The sequence below is a fragment of the Mesorhizobium sp. P2_D1 genome (assembly GCF_056404455.1).
Map to the genome: position 1 here is coordinate 1 of NZ_JBFUDZ010000041.1, position 14,277 is coordinate 14,277.

A 14,277-nucleotide genomic window follows, 5' to 3' on the forward strand; every position below is an offset into this window, starting at 1 on the left:
GTGCGTGGGTGTGAGAAAACGACAGCATTTGTCGGCCGCGACTGCATCAGGCAGGCACGGCAGAGGTTGTCCAGACACAAGGGCAGGGCTGCCACTGCGCAGACGTCAGACAATGCCGCGATGGCATAGAGGAGAACGTGATGAGAGTGATCTTGCTGTTGCTTATCACCTGGGCGGTAGTCGCGCCGGACACCTTGACGACAGCACTTGCCGCTCAAGCCAACCGGGTGACCGTGAGCTATGTGCTTCCCAAGAATTCAGCGCATCAGCCGATCTACGAACAACTGAAGGAAGTCAGGTTTCTGGAGAGGTTGCAGCAATTTCTCAGTCCGTTCCGACTGCCGCGCCCTTTGCTGGTAAAGGTGGAGGGATGCGACGGTGACGCCAATGCCTGGTATGAAGACAACGTGATAACGATTTGCTACGAGTACATTGAGCAACTCCGGAAAACCATGCCCGCAAACACCACGTTGGCCGGCGTCACGCCGGACGACGCCGTCACGGGTCCCTTGTTGGATACCTGTTTCCATGAATTTGGCCACGCCCTATTCGAGATGCTGCGGGTGCCGGTGTTTGGACGCGAGGAAGACGCCGCTGATCAGGTGTCTGCCTACATCACGCTGGAACTCCATAAGGACGAGGCACGCAGGATCGTCGGGGGCACCGCCTACGCGTATAAGACCGAGGCGGAGGCCGCGACAGCTCCACCTCAAATGGCGAAATTTGCGGACGTACATGGCACGCCAGCGCAACGCTTCTACAACGAGTTGTGCTTAGCCTATGGTGCCGACAAGGAGCAGTTCGGCTACATCGTCGATAAGGGATACTTGCCGAAGGAACGAGCCGAGGATTGCGCAGACGAATACCAACAGGTCAGTTATGCGTACAAGAAGCTGATCGAGCCACATGTCGACCGTCATCGTGCTAAAAAGGTGTTCGACAAGGGTTGGCTACGGCCGAGTGGATAGTGGCGGTGTCGTGCCGGTCATGCGGCCCGAACGCCTCATAGATAAGCCGGCCGCGCACGATTCGAAGATCCGTGTGCCCCGACTTGCCGGTTGCGAATCGCTAAACTCGCTATGCGCCTCAGCGGTTGCGATAGGCAAAAGCCAAGGCTAAACGGCCAAAAAGAAAATGGCCGCCAGGGCACGAAACCTTGGCGGCCACCGCATGGGATTTCAAGCGCGCGCGAGGCGGGCTTGGCTGGCGGCCGCGAGTTTCCGCTCAGCCACGACGCCGAACAAGAGCCCGATCACCGTCCACAGGATGAGCTGGATCCCCATCGACGCGACGCGGAACTGCCACAACAGCACGGCCGAGAACTTCTCCGGCACCTCGTTGATGTCGGGCAGCGCCACCTTGACCAGCGCAAACACGATCAGGAAAGCGATACCGGCTATGATCGAGGCGTTCCACGCTCCGAGCTGCTTCCATAGGCGCTAGGCCGCGCGGAGTGCTTTGGCGGTCTAGGCAGCGGCATTTCTCATTGGCGTTTCAGCCATGTGGATTTCGGACATCCTGTTCGAGATGATCGTCCGGAAGTTCAGGCCCGCGGCTGAAGACTGAGGCCTCTCATTCGCGGCACTTCAAACCACGCCATCGGCGTGCTCTCAGGGGTGACGGTAGATTTTATATTTAGGCTTTATTTGGCGATAAGCCCGATTTGGGTAAAGGCTTTCATTTTGTATGAAATCGGAAACCCATATTCTACCGTCATAGATAGCCATGTGTCCGGAAAGATGCCCATCTATTCCCTGTATAACTACAACGTCTCCAGCAATTGGCATGGTTGTATTTGTCTCAACAAATCCAGCGTTTGTTAGATTCCGTCCGTAATCTTTCGCGTCACCAGTTGGAACCAACGTTATGCCGCCGCTTTCAATTGCCTCCCTTACAGATCTTGCACAATGACCTTTGCCATGACTTCCGCCAGCACCAGCATGTCCTCGCGCAAAGGAAATAGCCCTATTTTTATCCCAAGGCATAATAATGCTCCCGACGTGAGCGGCATGAGCCTAGGGCAATTTACCCCAATACCGGCCCCTTGAAAATCGGACACCGCGCAGGGCGGCGGCCTTCGCTTATCGCCGCCGCGCTGAGCGTCATCCCTCGTTTGCTGAGCGTCATCCCTCGTTTGTAGTTCGCAACCAACCCCACCGCCGCTCGTTGATCCGATGCTGGTTGATCCCAGCACTCCATAAGACCCTGGCCCGCTGCCTCGTGGTGGCGGGCTTTTTTGTGCGCGAGGCTGGAATCCGTTGCAGAAAGTGGAAGTTCTGATTCTGCTCGGCAGTCACTCCCCGAGCAGCCACACAAGCTCCCGCCATCGTTATCCGGTGGCGGGCCTTTTCCGCTAGCGGTGCGTCGCTCGCCGACACTCTGGCCGCTCGCGAAACGATGTACGTCAATTGCGGTCACCCGATGTGCTGCAAGTCGACAAAGCTCGATATCCAGTTGCTGATCGACAGGCTCGGGCCTGATCATGGGTCAATGCATTGGGATCTGGTCGGGCGCTTTGGCTGCTCGGATTGCAAGGCAGAGGGTCGCGGCCGCAGCCCGGTGTTCTTCACGTGCATTCCCGACTACGCCGGCCAGCAGCAGGCACGGAACCGCGACTGGAAACCGACTTTCGAGAGCAGCTAGGATCATCTCTGATGGAAGTTGGCCGACGCCTATTGGGCGGGGGGCTTTGGGGTAACAGGCGCCGGCCAGAGACGGGCTCGAAAGTCCGCCCCGCCTTCAGGTAGGGTAAGACGGTCCGTTCTCGCATGGTGTGACCGCGTAGGTTAGGGCCTTGCCGTCAACCGAGGACCACCAACAGGTCGATCACAATGGCTTTCACAACAGGACCGATGATCCACCGCTATCGCGTCAGCCTGGGCTTCCCCAGTCCCCCGATGTTCGGCGAGGGTATGCCTATGCGGATGCGATACTTAAGGCTCTTGCAGATTCGGAGGGGCCTCATGCGTCACAGCGGAGCCTTGCCCGCCGAAGACACGACCATCTCTTTGTGGCACCGGCTGCATAGCGCGCTTGTTCCGACAATCTCGCAGGCATAATCGCCCGATAGGATGAGGCGTCGGCATTTTGGGCAGCCGTAGCCACCGGCTGATGGCACAAAATCGTATTCCGGGCCAACATACGCGCACATCATATGATGGAACACCGGGAACAGCTTGAGGGCGCCGCCACAAGCGGGGCACTGCGACTGGTCAGCTTCAATTTGCATCAGGTGTTGCCGTTCAGTCGAGTCGCAGCAGCTGGATCAACCACTTAGCGATTCGGGCGGTGAAGTGGGTGTAATACATGTGAACGTAAACCGTTGAGCTGAGCGGCGGCGGGGTCACGCCGTTGTTGAAGCGGACTCGCGCAATCTGGGTAGCCTGTCGGTCGCCGCCGAACTGCGGCTGCCGGCCAGCGTAAATATCCGAGACCGGCAGAATGTCGATTATCGTCCCAGGAATTCGACGGTTGCCGAACAACACCTGGACCTGATCGTCTATCGTGGGATTGGCCAGACGCTCGTTGGGAACGTACCAGTCGACGAAGATGTCCGTCGGATCGAGGATCTCGGCGATCGGCGCGCCCGCCACCAGGGACTGGCCGGCATACGCGACATTGGTTGATACCACCCCCGCAACCGGCGCCAGGACTTCGCCGCCTGCGAAACTGCCCTCGATGGCATCCATGTGACCGCGAATCTTCTGATTGAATTTGTCTAGGTCGGTAAGCTGAACAGTGGCCTCGGCGATTTCCGCTTCTTGCGAAACCACGGTCCTGAGGGCCTGCGCTCGCTCGCGGTACATGTCGACGCGATAACTGAGGCTGGCGGACGACATCTCCTCGATGTGTGCGATGGTTTCCTCGGTGAGTCGTAGATAGGAGCGCGAGGACGCCAGCGATTCCTGTGCCACCCGGAGTTTGACCCGTAGCTCGGCCCGGCGAACCGCGATGTCCGCCAGAGCGTTCATGTAGGTTGCGATGACGCTGTCGACCTGTGGCGAGTTGACCGTACCTATCACTTGACCGGCCTTGACCGTAGCGCCGGGCACCACGTTCATGGTCTTGATCTGTACGATATGGGGCAGCGAGACCACATAGCGGGGAGCTGTTACGGTGCCGGGGCCGCTCAGCAACACTAAGGGCGCGCCGAAATAGATGACGAAGAACGCAAGGACGCCAAATACGGTAGCGCCATATGCGAACCGCACAAGGCGCCCGGCCGCGCGCCGGCGGCTCTCGATTGGGTCAGGCACATTGGGATCGAGGCGGTTGACCGTTATGTTCATGACACCCTCCTTCAAACGGGGCCTCCGAACAGCGCACGACGGACGCGCGGTGGAACAAAGTCGTCATGCCGCGATGTGGCAAAGATGATCTCCGACGAGTAGGAGAAGAAGCGGGCGCATTTCAGGTAGACACCTTGGTAGAATGGAAAGATCAGCGCCAAGCCCAACCCAAAAAAACTGGCCGATCGGTTAAACATGACCAAGGCGAGCGCCATGTTGAAAAATGATAACCAGAGCAGCAGGACATAGATTGCGACGAGGAACGTAAACGCTTGGCTGCCGAACAGCAGCACCACATAGGCCAGATAGAACGGAAGGCTCAGGGTCGGGACGAGGTCGAATATGATGAAGTCCAGCCGTTGCAACGAGTCCCTCAGGCGCTCGCGGCCTTGGAACAAGCCTAGCTCGCCATACATCATCAGACGGACACGCAGCGCATCACGATCCCATCGGGCGCGTTGGCGCAACAGGCTGACGCCACTGACCGGACCGAGCGTTCCGGCCCAGGCGTTGGGGACGAAGCGAACCACATAACCCAGTCGTCGCAGCCGCAGCGTGAACTCCAGATCCTCACCAGGTCCGACGTCGAGCCCGCCCTGCCGCAGGAATACCTCGCGCCGATAGGTCGAGCAGGCGCCCGAAAGGCACGCGATGGCGCCGACGATGTCGAGCACGGACCGCCCAGCGCTAATCGACATCAGGTACTCGATGCTTTGAAGGCCGGTCCAAAGCGATTCGCTCTCGTTGACAATCCCAATGTTGCAGCTCGCGCCACCCACCCGCGGATCGCTGAACACCGAGGCGAGCCGCTCGACCGCGGTGGATTCGAATATCGTGTCCGCATCAACGGTCATGAGTAGGTCGGCGCTTGCGAACCTGGCCGCGGCGTTGATTGCCGCGCTTCGTCCGCAGCGAGTACCATGGCAAATCACCATGTCGACAAGGCCGAGAGCGCGCGCCTGCTCCGCGGTCGCGCGCGTATCGTCTGTCGAACCGTCGTCGACGATGATGATTTGGACCGGCCGTTGGGTCTGGCGATGCAACGAGGCGATTGTCGGATGCAGTCCAGCCCCGCCGTTGAACGTCGGCACTATCACGCTCACCGAAGGATGGTCGGAACGCACTGGGCCGTACTGCGACTTCCGCCATGTTTCGAACAGAACCAATGACACCAGCGACAAGGTGTAGCGCGGTATGTCGAAGATCAACGCCGAAAAGGCAAGCAAGAACAGATTGGTTTCGGACAGCGTTTGCACCATCGCGAGCATGCTGGCCATCTCCCGAAATGTAACTTGGTAGCTAAGCACGAAAGCGCTGAAACCACGACTATCGGCGCTTAGATTCATCGGGCTTGCTTAATGGACCACGAAGCGCACCCTTCCAGTCGCCGGCTGCTGCCGGGCTACATTGTCGGCGTTGCCCTTGCTGGCTGGAGGCGCTGGCGCTTACGCACGTGGTGGCCGCAAGGACGCGCCACGTCAGCGTTTAGCGCAAAACGAGAGGAACCGATCCGAAGACCGTCGTTTGCGTAACATTCAGAAAATGGATTCTGCGGTTGCTTTTCGGGTCTCTTATCGGGACCGCAGATTGCGGATTGACCTCAAGTTATTGAAAGTCTGGTACGCCCAACGGGAATCGAACCCCTGTTACCGCCGTGAAAGGGCAGCCCGTCCACGCACCAAGGAGCGACTGGTGGATAGGGCCTAATCCAGATGCCAGACCAAGCAGAAGATGCTCCTACCCCAGGAAGGGATGAATCCGCTGTTGGCCGAACTTACTCAGCCCATCAAGGCCGCCAAGGCCGGACTACCGAAAGCTCGCGAAAAGGTGACGCAAAACGACGTCCCAACTCAATCTTGGTTCCCGCTCATGGGCTCGAACCACGATTCACGCCTTCAAAGGGCGCTTACACCTCAGTCCAACCATTCAGGGCGGTTCATATAAGTACCAGAAAATAAAGGTGTTTGGCTTTTGCCGTTCGCTATTGTTCGTCTAGGCACGCGGGTATATATTTGACGCATATTAGACGACTTTGGAGGCTGACACAGTGGCCAAAACCCTAGTTGAAGCGAAGATTACAACGCCCAGCGCCCGCAAGGACTTGCCCGCCGGCTTGCATTGGCGAGGCTTGGACCGTGATGTTCACCTTGGCTACCGCAAGGGGAAAAGGGGCGGTGTCTGGCTGGTTCGTTGGCGAAATGGGACCGGCTACAAACAGGCGCCCATCGGAAATGCCGACGACACTATCAAGGCTGGAAACCTCACTTTCCAGGCGGCAGAAAAAGCCGCTCGCGGGCTGGTTGAGCGGGAACGCCTGCTTGCCGCTTCCGAGGCCGAAGGGCCCGCACTAACCATTGCAAAGGCTGTTGCGGACTATATCGCATCGAGAAACGACAGGGACGCCAAGAGGGCAGGGCGGGCGATCCGTTCCGACGCAGCCAGGCGGCTCGGCCGGCACGTCCTAGGACAGCCAGCGCGGGGCAAGGAACAGGCAATCCCGGCAACGCCTTTGGCTGGCGTTACGCTCTACATGATCACTGAGAATGATTTGCAAGCATGGCGGGCAAGCCTGCCATCCACCATGAAGGCCACCACGCGCCAGCGGCTTATCAACGACCTGAAAGCAGCTCTAAATTCAGCCTACAATGCCAACAGGGCCAAGCTCCTACCTTCCGTGCCGGCGATCATAAAGCACGGCTTGCGGGCGCCCGAGCATACCGACGAGGCCGAGCCCGTCGCTCGTGACAACCAAATCCTATCGGATGCCGACATCGCCCGAGTGCTTCGCGCCTCCCGTGCGGTTGACGCAGAACTCGGCATGGACGGTGATCTGTTCAGGATAGTGCTTGTGCTTGCGGCCACGGGCGCCCGCTTCTCACAGGTGGCGCGAATTCGGGTGAGTGACTGTCAGATTGCCGCCGGCAGGATCATGGTCCCGGTCAGTCGGAAGGGTCGCCGGGCAAAATCCGGTTCCATCACCGTGCCGGTGGGTCGAGACGTCATCGATGCCCTTTTACCTGTTGTCACGGGTCGCGCGCCCGACGCTATCTTGCTGGAGCGCCAGCGCTACGAACACGTGAAGGGCATTCAGTGGCAGCGCGCTGGTCGCGGCCCATGGCAGTCAGCAGAAATGGTCCGACCTTGGCAGGCGATCAAGGAACGCGCCGAACTGCCTGACATGATCCCCTATGCTCTGCGGCATTCAAGCATCGTCAAGGGCATCAAAGCCAATCTTCCGATAAGGCTGGTGGCAGCGCTCCACGACACCAGCACGGCCATGATTGAGCGGCATTATTCGAAGTGGATCACGTCTGGTCTGGAAGAGATGGCACGGGCGGCGATCGTTCCGCTGGTCCCGCAGGAAGGTAGCAACGTCGTCCATATGGGAGCCCGCACATGAACGAGGCAATCACCCTGTACGCCGTGGATATGGATTTCGTTTATGCCTGCCGCAGGGCGGCCGGTATCCTCAAAAGCAAGAAATCGCGGGGCGCCAGGATTGAGGCAACATCCGACCTTATCGCAATCTTATTGTCCCCGGATCGGGAGATTGGCATCGGTGAGCGTCAATATCTGGCCGAGCTTCTCAGCGGAGAATTGGACCGACCGCATGCGCGGCCTGGATTGACTGCCGAGGAAAAACAGGAACGCAGATCTCGGACTTGGATGGTTCGGCAATACGTACAGGACTCGGCTGCTGAAGGCCGAAAAATTGGAGTGGCTGAGGCTGTGCAAGAGCTGGCAGACAAGGGGCGGATTCCATTCGACGACGTTGAAACCCTCATCAATTACATGGGGCGATCCCGGCGGGCCAAGGCCTGACAATAAAGTGGACTGTTATTTGCGATCACCTTGCAGAAATCATTTTTAAGAGGCCACTTTCACGCCGATGAGTATCGGCCCAACGTGTAGCCAAAATACGCCCATGAATTAACGCGGACTGTCCGCCGTTCATGGAGCAAGACCTTGGAAACTAACAAATTCGGACTGACTGTCGAGGATGCTGCTGATCTCTCCAGCATCGGGCGTACGAAGATCTTTGAGGCCATCAAGCTCGGCAAACTGACGGCACGGAAAGACGGCCGGCGCACCATTATTTTGGCCGAGGAGCTACAGGCCTATCTCAAGTCCCTCCCGACCACGCGGGAGGCGGCATAATGGCGCCTGAGATTTGCATCCTTGGCATTGATCCCGGAGCGACCGGCGCAATTGCCTTCTATTTCCCTGCTCGACCGGACTTGATCGGCGCCGAGGATGTTCCGGTTGCCGGCGGCGAGATCGACGCGACGACTTTGGCGCAGCGCATCGCGCAAATGGCTCCGACCGTCGCGGTCATCGAGCACGTCGGGCCGATGCCAAAACAGGGCGTCTCATCGACGTTCAAATTCGGCGTCGCTTACGGCATCGTCCGGGGCGTGGTGCAGGCGCTCAATGTTCCGATGCACCTTGTTACACCTGGCCGTTGGAAAAAGCATTTCCGGCTCGATAGCGATAAGGAGAAGGCGCGAGCGCTGGCCCTTCGCTATTGGCCGTCGAGCATCCATTTCGGCCGAAAGAAAGACCACGGGCGCGCTGAAGCTGCCCTGCTTGCGCGATTCGCAGCGGAAACGATTGGAGGCGCCTATGTGGCCTCCTGAAAAGCGAAACCCCAGCGCTGCTAACGCCGGGGTCGCTCTAAATATCAAATGGCAGGGCAGCACAATCGACAACTCGGAACTTAACCGTAATCTGGTTGATTTTCAAGCCAAACGATTGCAGGCGCTGTTCCGTATATCTTGGCCCCTGGCGATCGTCGCAGCCGAGCTCGTCTACGGGCGGGCGCCGGCATGATCACGAGCATGACGAATGAACCCGTGCCGGGACCAGTGGTCGCGGCTGTCCGCGTGGCTCGCAACTGCCTGATCGACGCGCAGTTTCGTCTCGATGACCACGGCTACCACTGTCTGCTGCTGGATGGCTTGCAGGACGGCGCTGCAACCCTGCTTGCCGAGTGGTCAGGCAGGGAAAGGCCGATATCGCCGCCGGCCGTGCCCTTACATATCAGCGAGGCCGCGCAGGAATACCGGCGCGCCGCGAGGAGGGGCTATTGATGGACCGCTCGGACGATCCGTACCGTGGCGTCGACTATGACAGGCCGCCGCCGAAGCCGCGCCTGCATCTGCTCAGCTATGCCGAAATGGAAGCTATGCCGGAGCCGGAATGGCTGGTCGAGGGGGTTATCCAGAAGCGCAGCACGGCGTTGATGTTCGGCAAGTCGAACTCGTTCAAGTCGTTCTTGGCGATCGACATCGGGCTATCGGTAGACGCCGGCCGCGACTGGCACGGCAATGCCGTAAGTGGTGGTGGCGTCCTGTTTGTCGCCACTGAAGGCGCCAACGGTGTCGGCAGGCTTCGCATTCCGGCRTGGTATGAGCATCACGCCGTTTCCGAGGAAGACCGTAGGGCCTTTCTCTACCCGCAGGAAATCTGCCTCGACGCTGCCGACGACGTGACAGCGCTCATTGCTGCCATGAACATTCGAGGATCTTTCGCCCTTGTCGTGCTCGACATCTTCGGCGGCTCCATGAAGGGTTCGGAGATTGAGGACAAGACAGCGAGGGCATGGGTGCACGGCATCCAGCGCATTCTCCGGGAAACCGGCGCTTCCATCCTCACCGTGGCGCACACAGGCTGGCAGGACGACACGCGGGCCAGGATGCACACGCACTTCTGGGGCAGCTTCGACAGCCGCCTACGCATGGAGGGTGACAAGGACGCGCTCACCGGGACATTGACGGTGGAACGCCACAAGGATGCCGACAGCACCGGCTCATGGGGCTTCAGGATGGCTCAAGCGGGCGATAGCCTTGTTCCGGTGCTCGACGCCGCTGTTAAGTCGTCCAAGGGCAGAAACCTGACGGTTCGCCAGCGCATCGCAATGCAGGCGCTCGACGAGGCATTGCAAGAGCACGGCACGCGAAAGACCGGTCCCGACTGGCCGCCGTGCAACGTCGTGCTTGTCGACCAATGGCGGGAATGTTGCGACCGACATGGCGTCTCAGGCAGTGACAAGGCCGACAGTCGTCTCAAGGCGTTCAATCGCAGCCGCGACAACCTTATCGATAGGGGCGTGATCCGCATCTATGACGGTTACGTGTGGCGTTGCTTCGATGATTGAAAGCCGGACAGAACCGGACAAAACCGGACTTGTCGTGAAATGTCCGGGTGAGGTGCAGGACGGACAGACACGGACAACTGTCTATAACAGTGTCCGGTGTCCGGCCCCTTGGATCGCAGAATCGCGATTTGTGCTGGGGCACCGACGAAAGCGCGGGCGCGCAGTCTTTTTCTCCGCTGATAAGGCCAACCGACCTTGAGACATGGTAGTCGCCTACAGAAGGCGTAAACATGGACATCAGCGAACGCTAGTGAATAAGTAAAATCAATGACTTAGATGATGGCGTGTGTTATATATCGCATATTCATCGAATAAAGGCCTTCAAATTGCTAGCAGATACCGACCAGATGGAAGCCGAAAGCCAGGCCGCTACCCCTGCAAAGGGCGGTGGTAAGGTTCGACTGCGGACACTGGACGATCTCGACCGCCGGACCAGGGCGGCACAGGCCACATTCGAGCTTCGCGACCAGATCGCCAAGGACTTAGGCGGCATCGATCGACTGTCGGCAATGCAACGCGAGATCGTGGATGGTGCGGCACTGCTCGGCGCCATGATCAAGGATGCAGGCGCAACGTACCTGTCGGGTGATCCCGTCGACCTCGGCGAGTTCATGGCCCTTACGAACGCGCAACGCCGCCTGCTTGCCGACATCGGCCTGGAACGCCGCGCAAAGGACGTAACGCCCACCCTTCGCGACATCATTGCGGGCCACGCCGCATGATGAACATCCTCCAGGCCTGTGAAAGCCCGTTGCTCTTTGCGCCCTGGTTTAAGAACCGGGACAACTACGCATCGTGGTTCGCATTCCTGGCCGCGTTCTTTGGCCTGCCGATGACCGATGACCAACTGGCGGCCTTTCGGCACCACACAGGACGCACAGAGGCGCCTACAGAGGCCAATAGCGAGGCTTGGCTGATCGTCGGCCGCCGTGGTGGCAAGTCGTTCGTCATGGCCCTTGTGGCGGTCTTCCTAGCCTGTTTCTTCGACTATCGCCAATACCTTGCGCCAGGCGAGCGGGCCACTGTCCTGGTGATCGCCGCCGACCGTCGACAAGCGCGTGTCATCGTCCGCTACGTCAAGGCGATGCTGACCGGCATTCCCAGCCTGGCCTTGCTCATTGACCGGGAGACTGCGGACTCGTTCGACCTGACAAATTCAGTCACCATCGAAGTGGGAACGGCATCCTTCCGCTCGACGCGTGGTTACACCTATGCAGCGGTGCTGGCCGATGGGCGCTCCGTCATCAGCTCTTTGCGCCCGACGGAGGCATCAACTGGCAGGACGCAGTCCGCGAGCGCGGCAACGACATCATCCGCAATGTGTTGGCCGCTGCGGCCTGAAAGGTAATCCAATGAACATCCGCACCCAGCAACTCCTTTCCCGCATTCCTGATCATCCGTCGAGCGCTGCGCTGCGACAGGCTGCTCTTGCCTGCCTCGATGTGGCTGATCGCTTCCGTGCTCGCGAAACGGCGGTGAAATCCGATATTGGCTTTACGCCGGTCGGCCGCAGCAACGTCCTGAAAGATGAGGCGTCGAAAAGCTACCTTCCCGCGCTCCAGGCCGCATTCCGCCCGATCGCTGATGCGTTGGCCGCTGCAAAGCGGGCGCGGTCGGCGATTTCGATCCCGGCACCTGACCCGAGCAACATTGCCGCTGCGCTGGAGCGGCAGGAGATCCGGCAGATGGTGAAGGGTATGAAACCGAATGACCGCATGGCGTTCTTGACGGGCAGCAAGGACGAGAGGATTGCCGACGCTGTCCTTTCGGCGCCTTCGGCTCTCAGCGGCCTTTCAGATGATCAGTTCACGCAAGTGCGTGACTTGGCCGTCGATCGTCGGTTCGGCGACAGAGTGGCCGAAATTCGCGCTGCCGAGGAAGCCGCAGAAGCCGCACAGGCCGCAATGCTCGTCGCCGGCAACGAGATCAAGCAGATCACCGGCGTTACGGATCGCCAATTCGAGGCGATGCGCAAGATGGGCAACGACATCCCGTGGCTGAGGAACTCGAAGCAGAGTGGCACGCGACTGCCGAATGGTGATTTTGTCGGTGGCATTGATGGCAAGGACAGTCGCGAGACCGTTTACGTCATCACTCCCGGTAATACGAGCCTGCGGGAGGCCACGGCCGACGAGATCGCCCGTGGCAAATATTACAGCGACTACAATCAGTATCTCTCCGATCACCCCGGCGTTCGACCCGTCGCTGCGGCCTAAGAGGAGTCAAATCACCATGGCCAACGAAGCAGCCGGTTCAGTCGTCGTTGATAGGAAATCACGGAAGTCTCGGATGTGGTCGAGGTTGCGGCTTCGCATCTGCTCGTCGAGACAGCCTTTGAGGATATCGTCCGGCTGAACAGCATCTCGGCGAAGGCGCTCCATCGTGGCGCGGCACGGCCCAACAACATCGAGCATCAAGCGAAACTGTGGGTCTGACTCGTAGTGCGGATTTTTCCGCGACGGGCGCTTGCTGCGAATGCCCTGCTTCGCCGCTTCTAGGACCGACTCTCTCAGCCGCGCCTTGTCGTCGTCTGTCGTCACTCGGCGGTCCCCTTCAGATAGCCTTTGTCACGCAGGTACGTGGTCAGGATCTTCTCGACCATCGACGACACGGAACGCATGTCGTCCTTTGCCGCCTGCTCCAGGGCATTTTTCAGCGCCTGTTCTATGCGGAATGAAATCGGCGCTTCTCGGACCATGTGTGCGAATCTCTCACAATGTAGTTGACCAATTGTGGCATTGTATGAGAATGTGAGAGCGTAAGCAACCAACCAAGGGAGATATCCCCATCATGCCGAAACTCACGTTTCCGGCGGCCGGCGAAGCTATGCCCGCCACCGAGGTAATGCCCATCCTGGGGAGATTTTCCCGCCGCGCCTTCCTTGGTGCCTTGACCGTAGGAAGCACTGCCGCCGCCGCGCTTGTCGTCGCGCCACAAGCCGATGCTGCCGCCGACGTCGACGCCGAACTGTTCCAGATCGAAACCAAGTTCAACGCTGCATACGCGATCTATGAGGATGTCGCCGACAAAGTTGGAGAAATCGAGGAACGGGTATTCCGCCTCAAACCGCCGAAGCCCGCGAAGCTTCCGGGAACTCATGAGATCAAGGCCACGTTTTGGGAGATGGCAAGAGGTATCGACCCCAACGGTACCGATGATTCGTGGTTGGCCCATCCCGCCGCCGTCGCCTGGAGGGAGAACGATAGGGAGTCCCGCCAGCGCTTGGAGGCATGGCAGGCCGAATGCGAGGAGATCATTCGCAAAAGCGGCTTGCGGGAAGCCGAGGAAGAGCGAGACAGGCTGATGAGCACCGCCGGGGACATCGCCGAGTCTCTTCTCGACAAGCGCGCACAAACGCTGGCCGGGATGCTGGTCAAGCTTCGCGTGCACCAGTGTTGGACGTTCGACGAATATGAAATCCTGGATACCCTGACGGCCGACATCAAGGCTATGGCGGGAGGAGTGTCATGAACGCCCATACACCCGTCCTGAAGCCGCTAGGGATGCCAAGGGGGATCGATCCCCGTGTCTGGCGCCAGTCCGTCGAGAAGCGCCTGAATGACCTCCTAGACCGCGCCATGTCGCTCATTACGGCACTGGATCTTATGGAGGTTGATTGCGATCTGGAAGACACAGCCGACGACGAGCCGTCCCTTGGCTGCCTCGATGATCTTGAGCAGGACAACTGCGACGACGAGGAAGGCGGTGACGCCGAACCGTGCCCGGATATCTACGGCGAAACGATCATGTGGCCCGACGACCTCAAGTCGCAGGAAATGCTGGTATAGCCTGACGGGAATAATCTTCCGCGACGTTTAAAGCCCGCTGCCT

18 protein-coding genes, 1 tRNA gene and 1 pseudogene are annotated in these 14,277 nt (G+C 59.3%); 13 read left to right on the forward strand and 7 right to left on the reverse strand.

All coding sequences use genetic code 11. The annotated features are described in order from the left end of the window. Positions 1 to 140 precede the first annotated feature (140 nt). Positions 141 to 968 (forward strand): DUF4344 domain-containing metallopeptidase, encoded by an 828-nt coding sequence (locus AC1D0I_RS24235; RefSeq protein ID WP_477226863.1) that lies wholly within the window; start codon positions 141 to 143, stop codon positions 966 to 968. A 210-nt stretch (positions 969 to 1,178) separates the two neighbouring features. Here AC1D0I_RS24235 and AC1D0I_RS24240 read toward each other — a convergent pair. Together AC1D0I_RS24240 and AC1D0I_RS24245 are read right to left on the reverse strand one after the other, a co-directional pair. After that, positions 1,179 to 1,421, reverse strand: a pseudogene (locus AC1D0I_RS24240) (CbtA family protein); the annotation flags it as partial. A gap of 189 nt (positions 1,422 to 1,610) precedes the next feature. Further along, entirely contained in the window at positions 1,611 to 1,985 is a 375-nt protein-coding gene (locus AC1D0I_RS24245) for a CHAP domain-containing protein (protein WP_477301739.1), read from the reverse strand. A gap of 412 nt (positions 1,986 to 2,397) precedes the next feature. On the opposite strand from AC1D0I_RS24245, the gene AC1D0I_RS24250 reads away from it, so the two are divergent. After that, complete coding sequence (locus AC1D0I_RS24250) at positions 2,398 to 2,643, forward strand: hypothetical protein (RefSeq protein WP_477398250.1); 246 nt, start codon at positions 2,398 to 2,400, stop codon at positions 2,641 to 2,643. A gap of 599 nt (positions 2,644 to 3,242) precedes the next feature. Here the strand turns inward: AC1D0I_RS24250 and AC1D0I_RS24255 are convergent. The 3 genes from AC1D0I_RS24255 to AC1D0I_RS24265 form a co-directional block, all read right to left on the reverse strand. Then, complete coding sequence (locus AC1D0I_RS24255) at positions 3,243 to 4,289, reverse strand: HlyD family secretion protein (protein ID WP_477398252.1); 1,047 nt, start codon at positions 4,287 to 4,289, stop codon at positions 3,243 to 3,245. 11 nt (positions 4,290 to 4,300) lie between these two features. Then, a complete protein-coding gene (locus AC1D0I_RS24260; RefSeq protein ID WP_477398254.1) occupies positions 4,301 to 5,557 on the reverse strand; it encodes a glycosyltransferase family 2 protein in 1,257 nt (418 codons plus the stop codon). Between the two features lie 589 nt (positions 5,558 to 6,146). Then, positions 6,147 to 6,221, reverse strand: a tRNA-Ser gene (locus AC1D0I_RS24265). A gap of 115 nt (positions 6,222 to 6,336) precedes the next feature. Here AC1D0I_RS24265 and AC1D0I_RS24270 point away from each other — a divergent pair. The 9 genes from AC1D0I_RS24270 to AC1D0I_RS24310 all read left to right on the forward strand — a co-directional run bounded on the left by AC1D0I_RS24270 (position 6,337) and on the right by AC1D0I_RS24310 (position 12,662). After that, complete coding sequence (locus AC1D0I_RS24270; RefSeq protein ID WP_477398256.1) at positions 6,337 to 7,689, forward strand: tyrosine-type recombinase/integrase; 1,353 nt, start codon at positions 6,337 to 6,339, stop codon at positions 7,687 to 7,689. Continuing rightward, a complete protein-coding gene (locus tag AC1D0I_RS24275) occupies positions 7,686 to 8,111 on the forward strand; it encodes a hypothetical protein (protein WP_477398258.1) in 426 nt (141 codons plus the stop codon). Before AC1D0I_RS24270 ends, AC1D0I_RS24275 begins: the two co-directional genes overlap by 4 nt. 144 nt (positions 8,112 to 8,255) lie before the next feature. Continuing rightward, positions 8,256 to 8,447 (forward strand): helix-turn-helix domain-containing protein, encoded by a 192-nt coding sequence (locus AC1D0I_RS24280; RefSeq protein WP_477398260.1) that lies wholly within the window; start codon positions 8,256 to 8,258, stop codon positions 8,445 to 8,447. A gap of 80 nt (positions 8,448 to 8,527) precedes the next feature. Next, positions 8,528 to 8,926 (forward strand): hypothetical protein, encoded by a 399-nt coding sequence (locus tag AC1D0I_RS24285; RefSeq protein WP_477398262.1) that lies wholly within the window; start codon positions 8,528 to 8,530, stop codon positions 8,924 to 8,926. 201 nt (positions 8,927 to 9,127) lie between these two features. After that, the gene (locus tag AC1D0I_RS24290) at positions 9,128 to 9,379 is read left to right on the forward strand and encodes a hypothetical protein (protein WP_477398263.1); all 252 of its coding nucleotides are present in this window, start codon (positions 9,128 to 9,130) and stop codon (positions 9,377 to 9,379) included. After that, positions 9,379 to 10,446, forward strand: a complete 1,068-nt coding sequence (locus AC1D0I_RS24295) for an AAA family ATPase (RefSeq protein ID WP_477398265.1) — start codon at positions 9,379 to 9,381, stop codon at positions 10,444 to 10,446. Before AC1D0I_RS24290 ends, AC1D0I_RS24295 begins: the two co-directional genes overlap by 1 nt. A gap of 347 nt (positions 10,447 to 10,793) precedes the next feature. After that, on the forward strand, positions 10,794 to 11,168 hold the full coding sequence (locus tag AC1D0I_RS24300; protein ID WP_477398268.1) for a hypothetical protein: 375 nt from the start codon (positions 10,794 to 10,796) through the stop codon (positions 11,166 to 11,168). Then, a complete protein-coding gene (locus AC1D0I_RS24305) occupies positions 11,165 to 11,794 on the forward strand; it encodes a hypothetical protein (protein ID WP_477398270.1) in 630 nt (209 codons plus the stop codon). The genes AC1D0I_RS24300 and AC1D0I_RS24305 overlap by 4 nt, the downstream gene beginning before the upstream one ends. 4 nt (positions 11,795 to 11,798) lie before the next feature. Further along, positions 11,799 to 12,662 (forward strand): hypothetical protein, encoded by an 864-nt coding sequence (locus AC1D0I_RS24310; RefSeq protein WP_477398272.1) that lies wholly within the window; start codon positions 11,799 to 11,801, stop codon positions 12,660 to 12,662. 6 nt (positions 12,663 to 12,668) lie between these two features. Here AC1D0I_RS24310 and AC1D0I_RS24315 read toward each other — a convergent pair whose 3' ends face one another. Next, positions 12,669 to 12,986, reverse strand: a complete 318-nt coding sequence (locus tag AC1D0I_RS24315; protein ID WP_477398274.1) for a hypothetical protein — start codon at positions 12,984 to 12,986, stop codon at positions 12,669 to 12,671. Further along, complete coding sequence (locus AC1D0I_RS24320) at positions 12,983 to 13,144, reverse strand: type II toxin-antitoxin system antitoxin (protein ID WP_477398276.1); 162 nt, start codon at positions 13,142 to 13,144, stop codon at positions 12,983 to 12,985. Before AC1D0I_RS24320 ends, AC1D0I_RS24315 begins: the two co-directional genes overlap by 4 nt. Positions 13,145 to 13,236: 92 nt before the next feature. Between AC1D0I_RS24320 and AC1D0I_RS24325 the strand changes: the two genes are divergently transcribed. Both AC1D0I_RS24325 and AC1D0I_RS24330 read left to right on the forward strand, forming a co-directional pair. Next, positions 13,237 to 13,917, forward strand: coding sequence for a hypothetical protein (locus tag AC1D0I_RS24325; protein ID WP_477398278.1), 681 nt, complete (start codon positions 13,237 to 13,239; stop codon positions 13,915 to 13,917). Next, positions 13,914 to 14,234, forward strand: a complete 321-nt coding sequence (locus tag AC1D0I_RS24330) for a hypothetical protein (protein ID WP_477303607.1) — start codon at positions 13,914 to 13,916, stop codon at positions 14,232 to 14,234. The genes AC1D0I_RS24325 and AC1D0I_RS24330 overlap by 4 nt, the downstream gene beginning before the upstream one ends. Positions 14,235 to 14,277 lie beyond the last annotated feature (43 nt).

Bases quoted from the DNA above. Each gene is read 5' to 3' on its own strand.
- AC1D0I_RS24330 (WP_477303607.1), top strand. From the start codon at position 13,914: ATGAACGCCCATACACCCGTCCTGAAGCCGCTAGGGATGCCAAGGGGG.
- AC1D0I_RS24235 (WP_477226863.1), top strand. From the start codon at position 141: ATGAGAGTGATCTTGCTGTTGCTTATCACCTGGGCGGTAGTCGCGCCG.
- AC1D0I_RS24275 (WP_477398258.1), top strand. From the start codon at position 7,686: ATGAACGAGGCAATCACCCTGTACGCCGTGGATATGGATTTCGTTTAT.
- AC1D0I_RS24300 (WP_477398268.1), top strand. From the start codon at position 10,794: ATGGAAGCCGAAAGCCAGGCCGCTACCCCTGCAAAGGGCGGTGGTAAG.
- AC1D0I_RS24310 (WP_477398272.1), top strand. From the start codon at position 11,799: ATGAACATCCGCACCCAGCAACTCCTTTCCCGCATTCCTGATCATCCG.
- AC1D0I_RS24255 (WP_477398252.1), bottom strand. From the start codon at position 4,289: ATGAACATAACGGTCAACCGCCTCGATCCCAATGTGCCTGACCCAATC.
- AC1D0I_RS24260 (WP_477398254.1), bottom strand. From the start codon at position 5,557: ATGCTCGCGATGGTGCAAACGCTGTCCGAAACCAATCTGTTCTTGCTT.
- AC1D0I_RS24250 (WP_477398250.1), top strand. From the start codon at position 2,398: ATGTACGTCAATTGCGGTCACCCGATGTGCTGCAAGTCGACAAAGCTC.
- AC1D0I_RS24245 (WP_477301739.1), bottom strand. From the start codon at position 1,985: ATGCCTTGGGATAAAAATAGGGCTATTTCCTTTGCGCGAGGACATGCT.
- AC1D0I_RS24325 (WP_477398278.1), top strand. From the start codon at position 13,237: ATGCCGAAACTCACGTTTCCGGCGGCCGGCGAAGCTATGCCCGCCACC.
- AC1D0I_RS24305 (WP_477398270.1), top strand. From the start codon at position 11,165: ATGATGAACATCCTCCAGGCCTGTGAAAGCCCGTTGCTCTTTGCGCCC.
- AC1D0I_RS24320 (WP_477398276.1), bottom strand. From the start codon at position 13,144: ATGGTCCGAGAAGCGCCGATTTCATTCCGCATAGAACAGGCGCTGAAA.
- AC1D0I_RS24290 (WP_477398263.1), top strand. From the start codon at position 9,128: ATGACGAATGAACCCGTGCCGGGACCAGTGGTCGCGGCTGTCCGCGTG.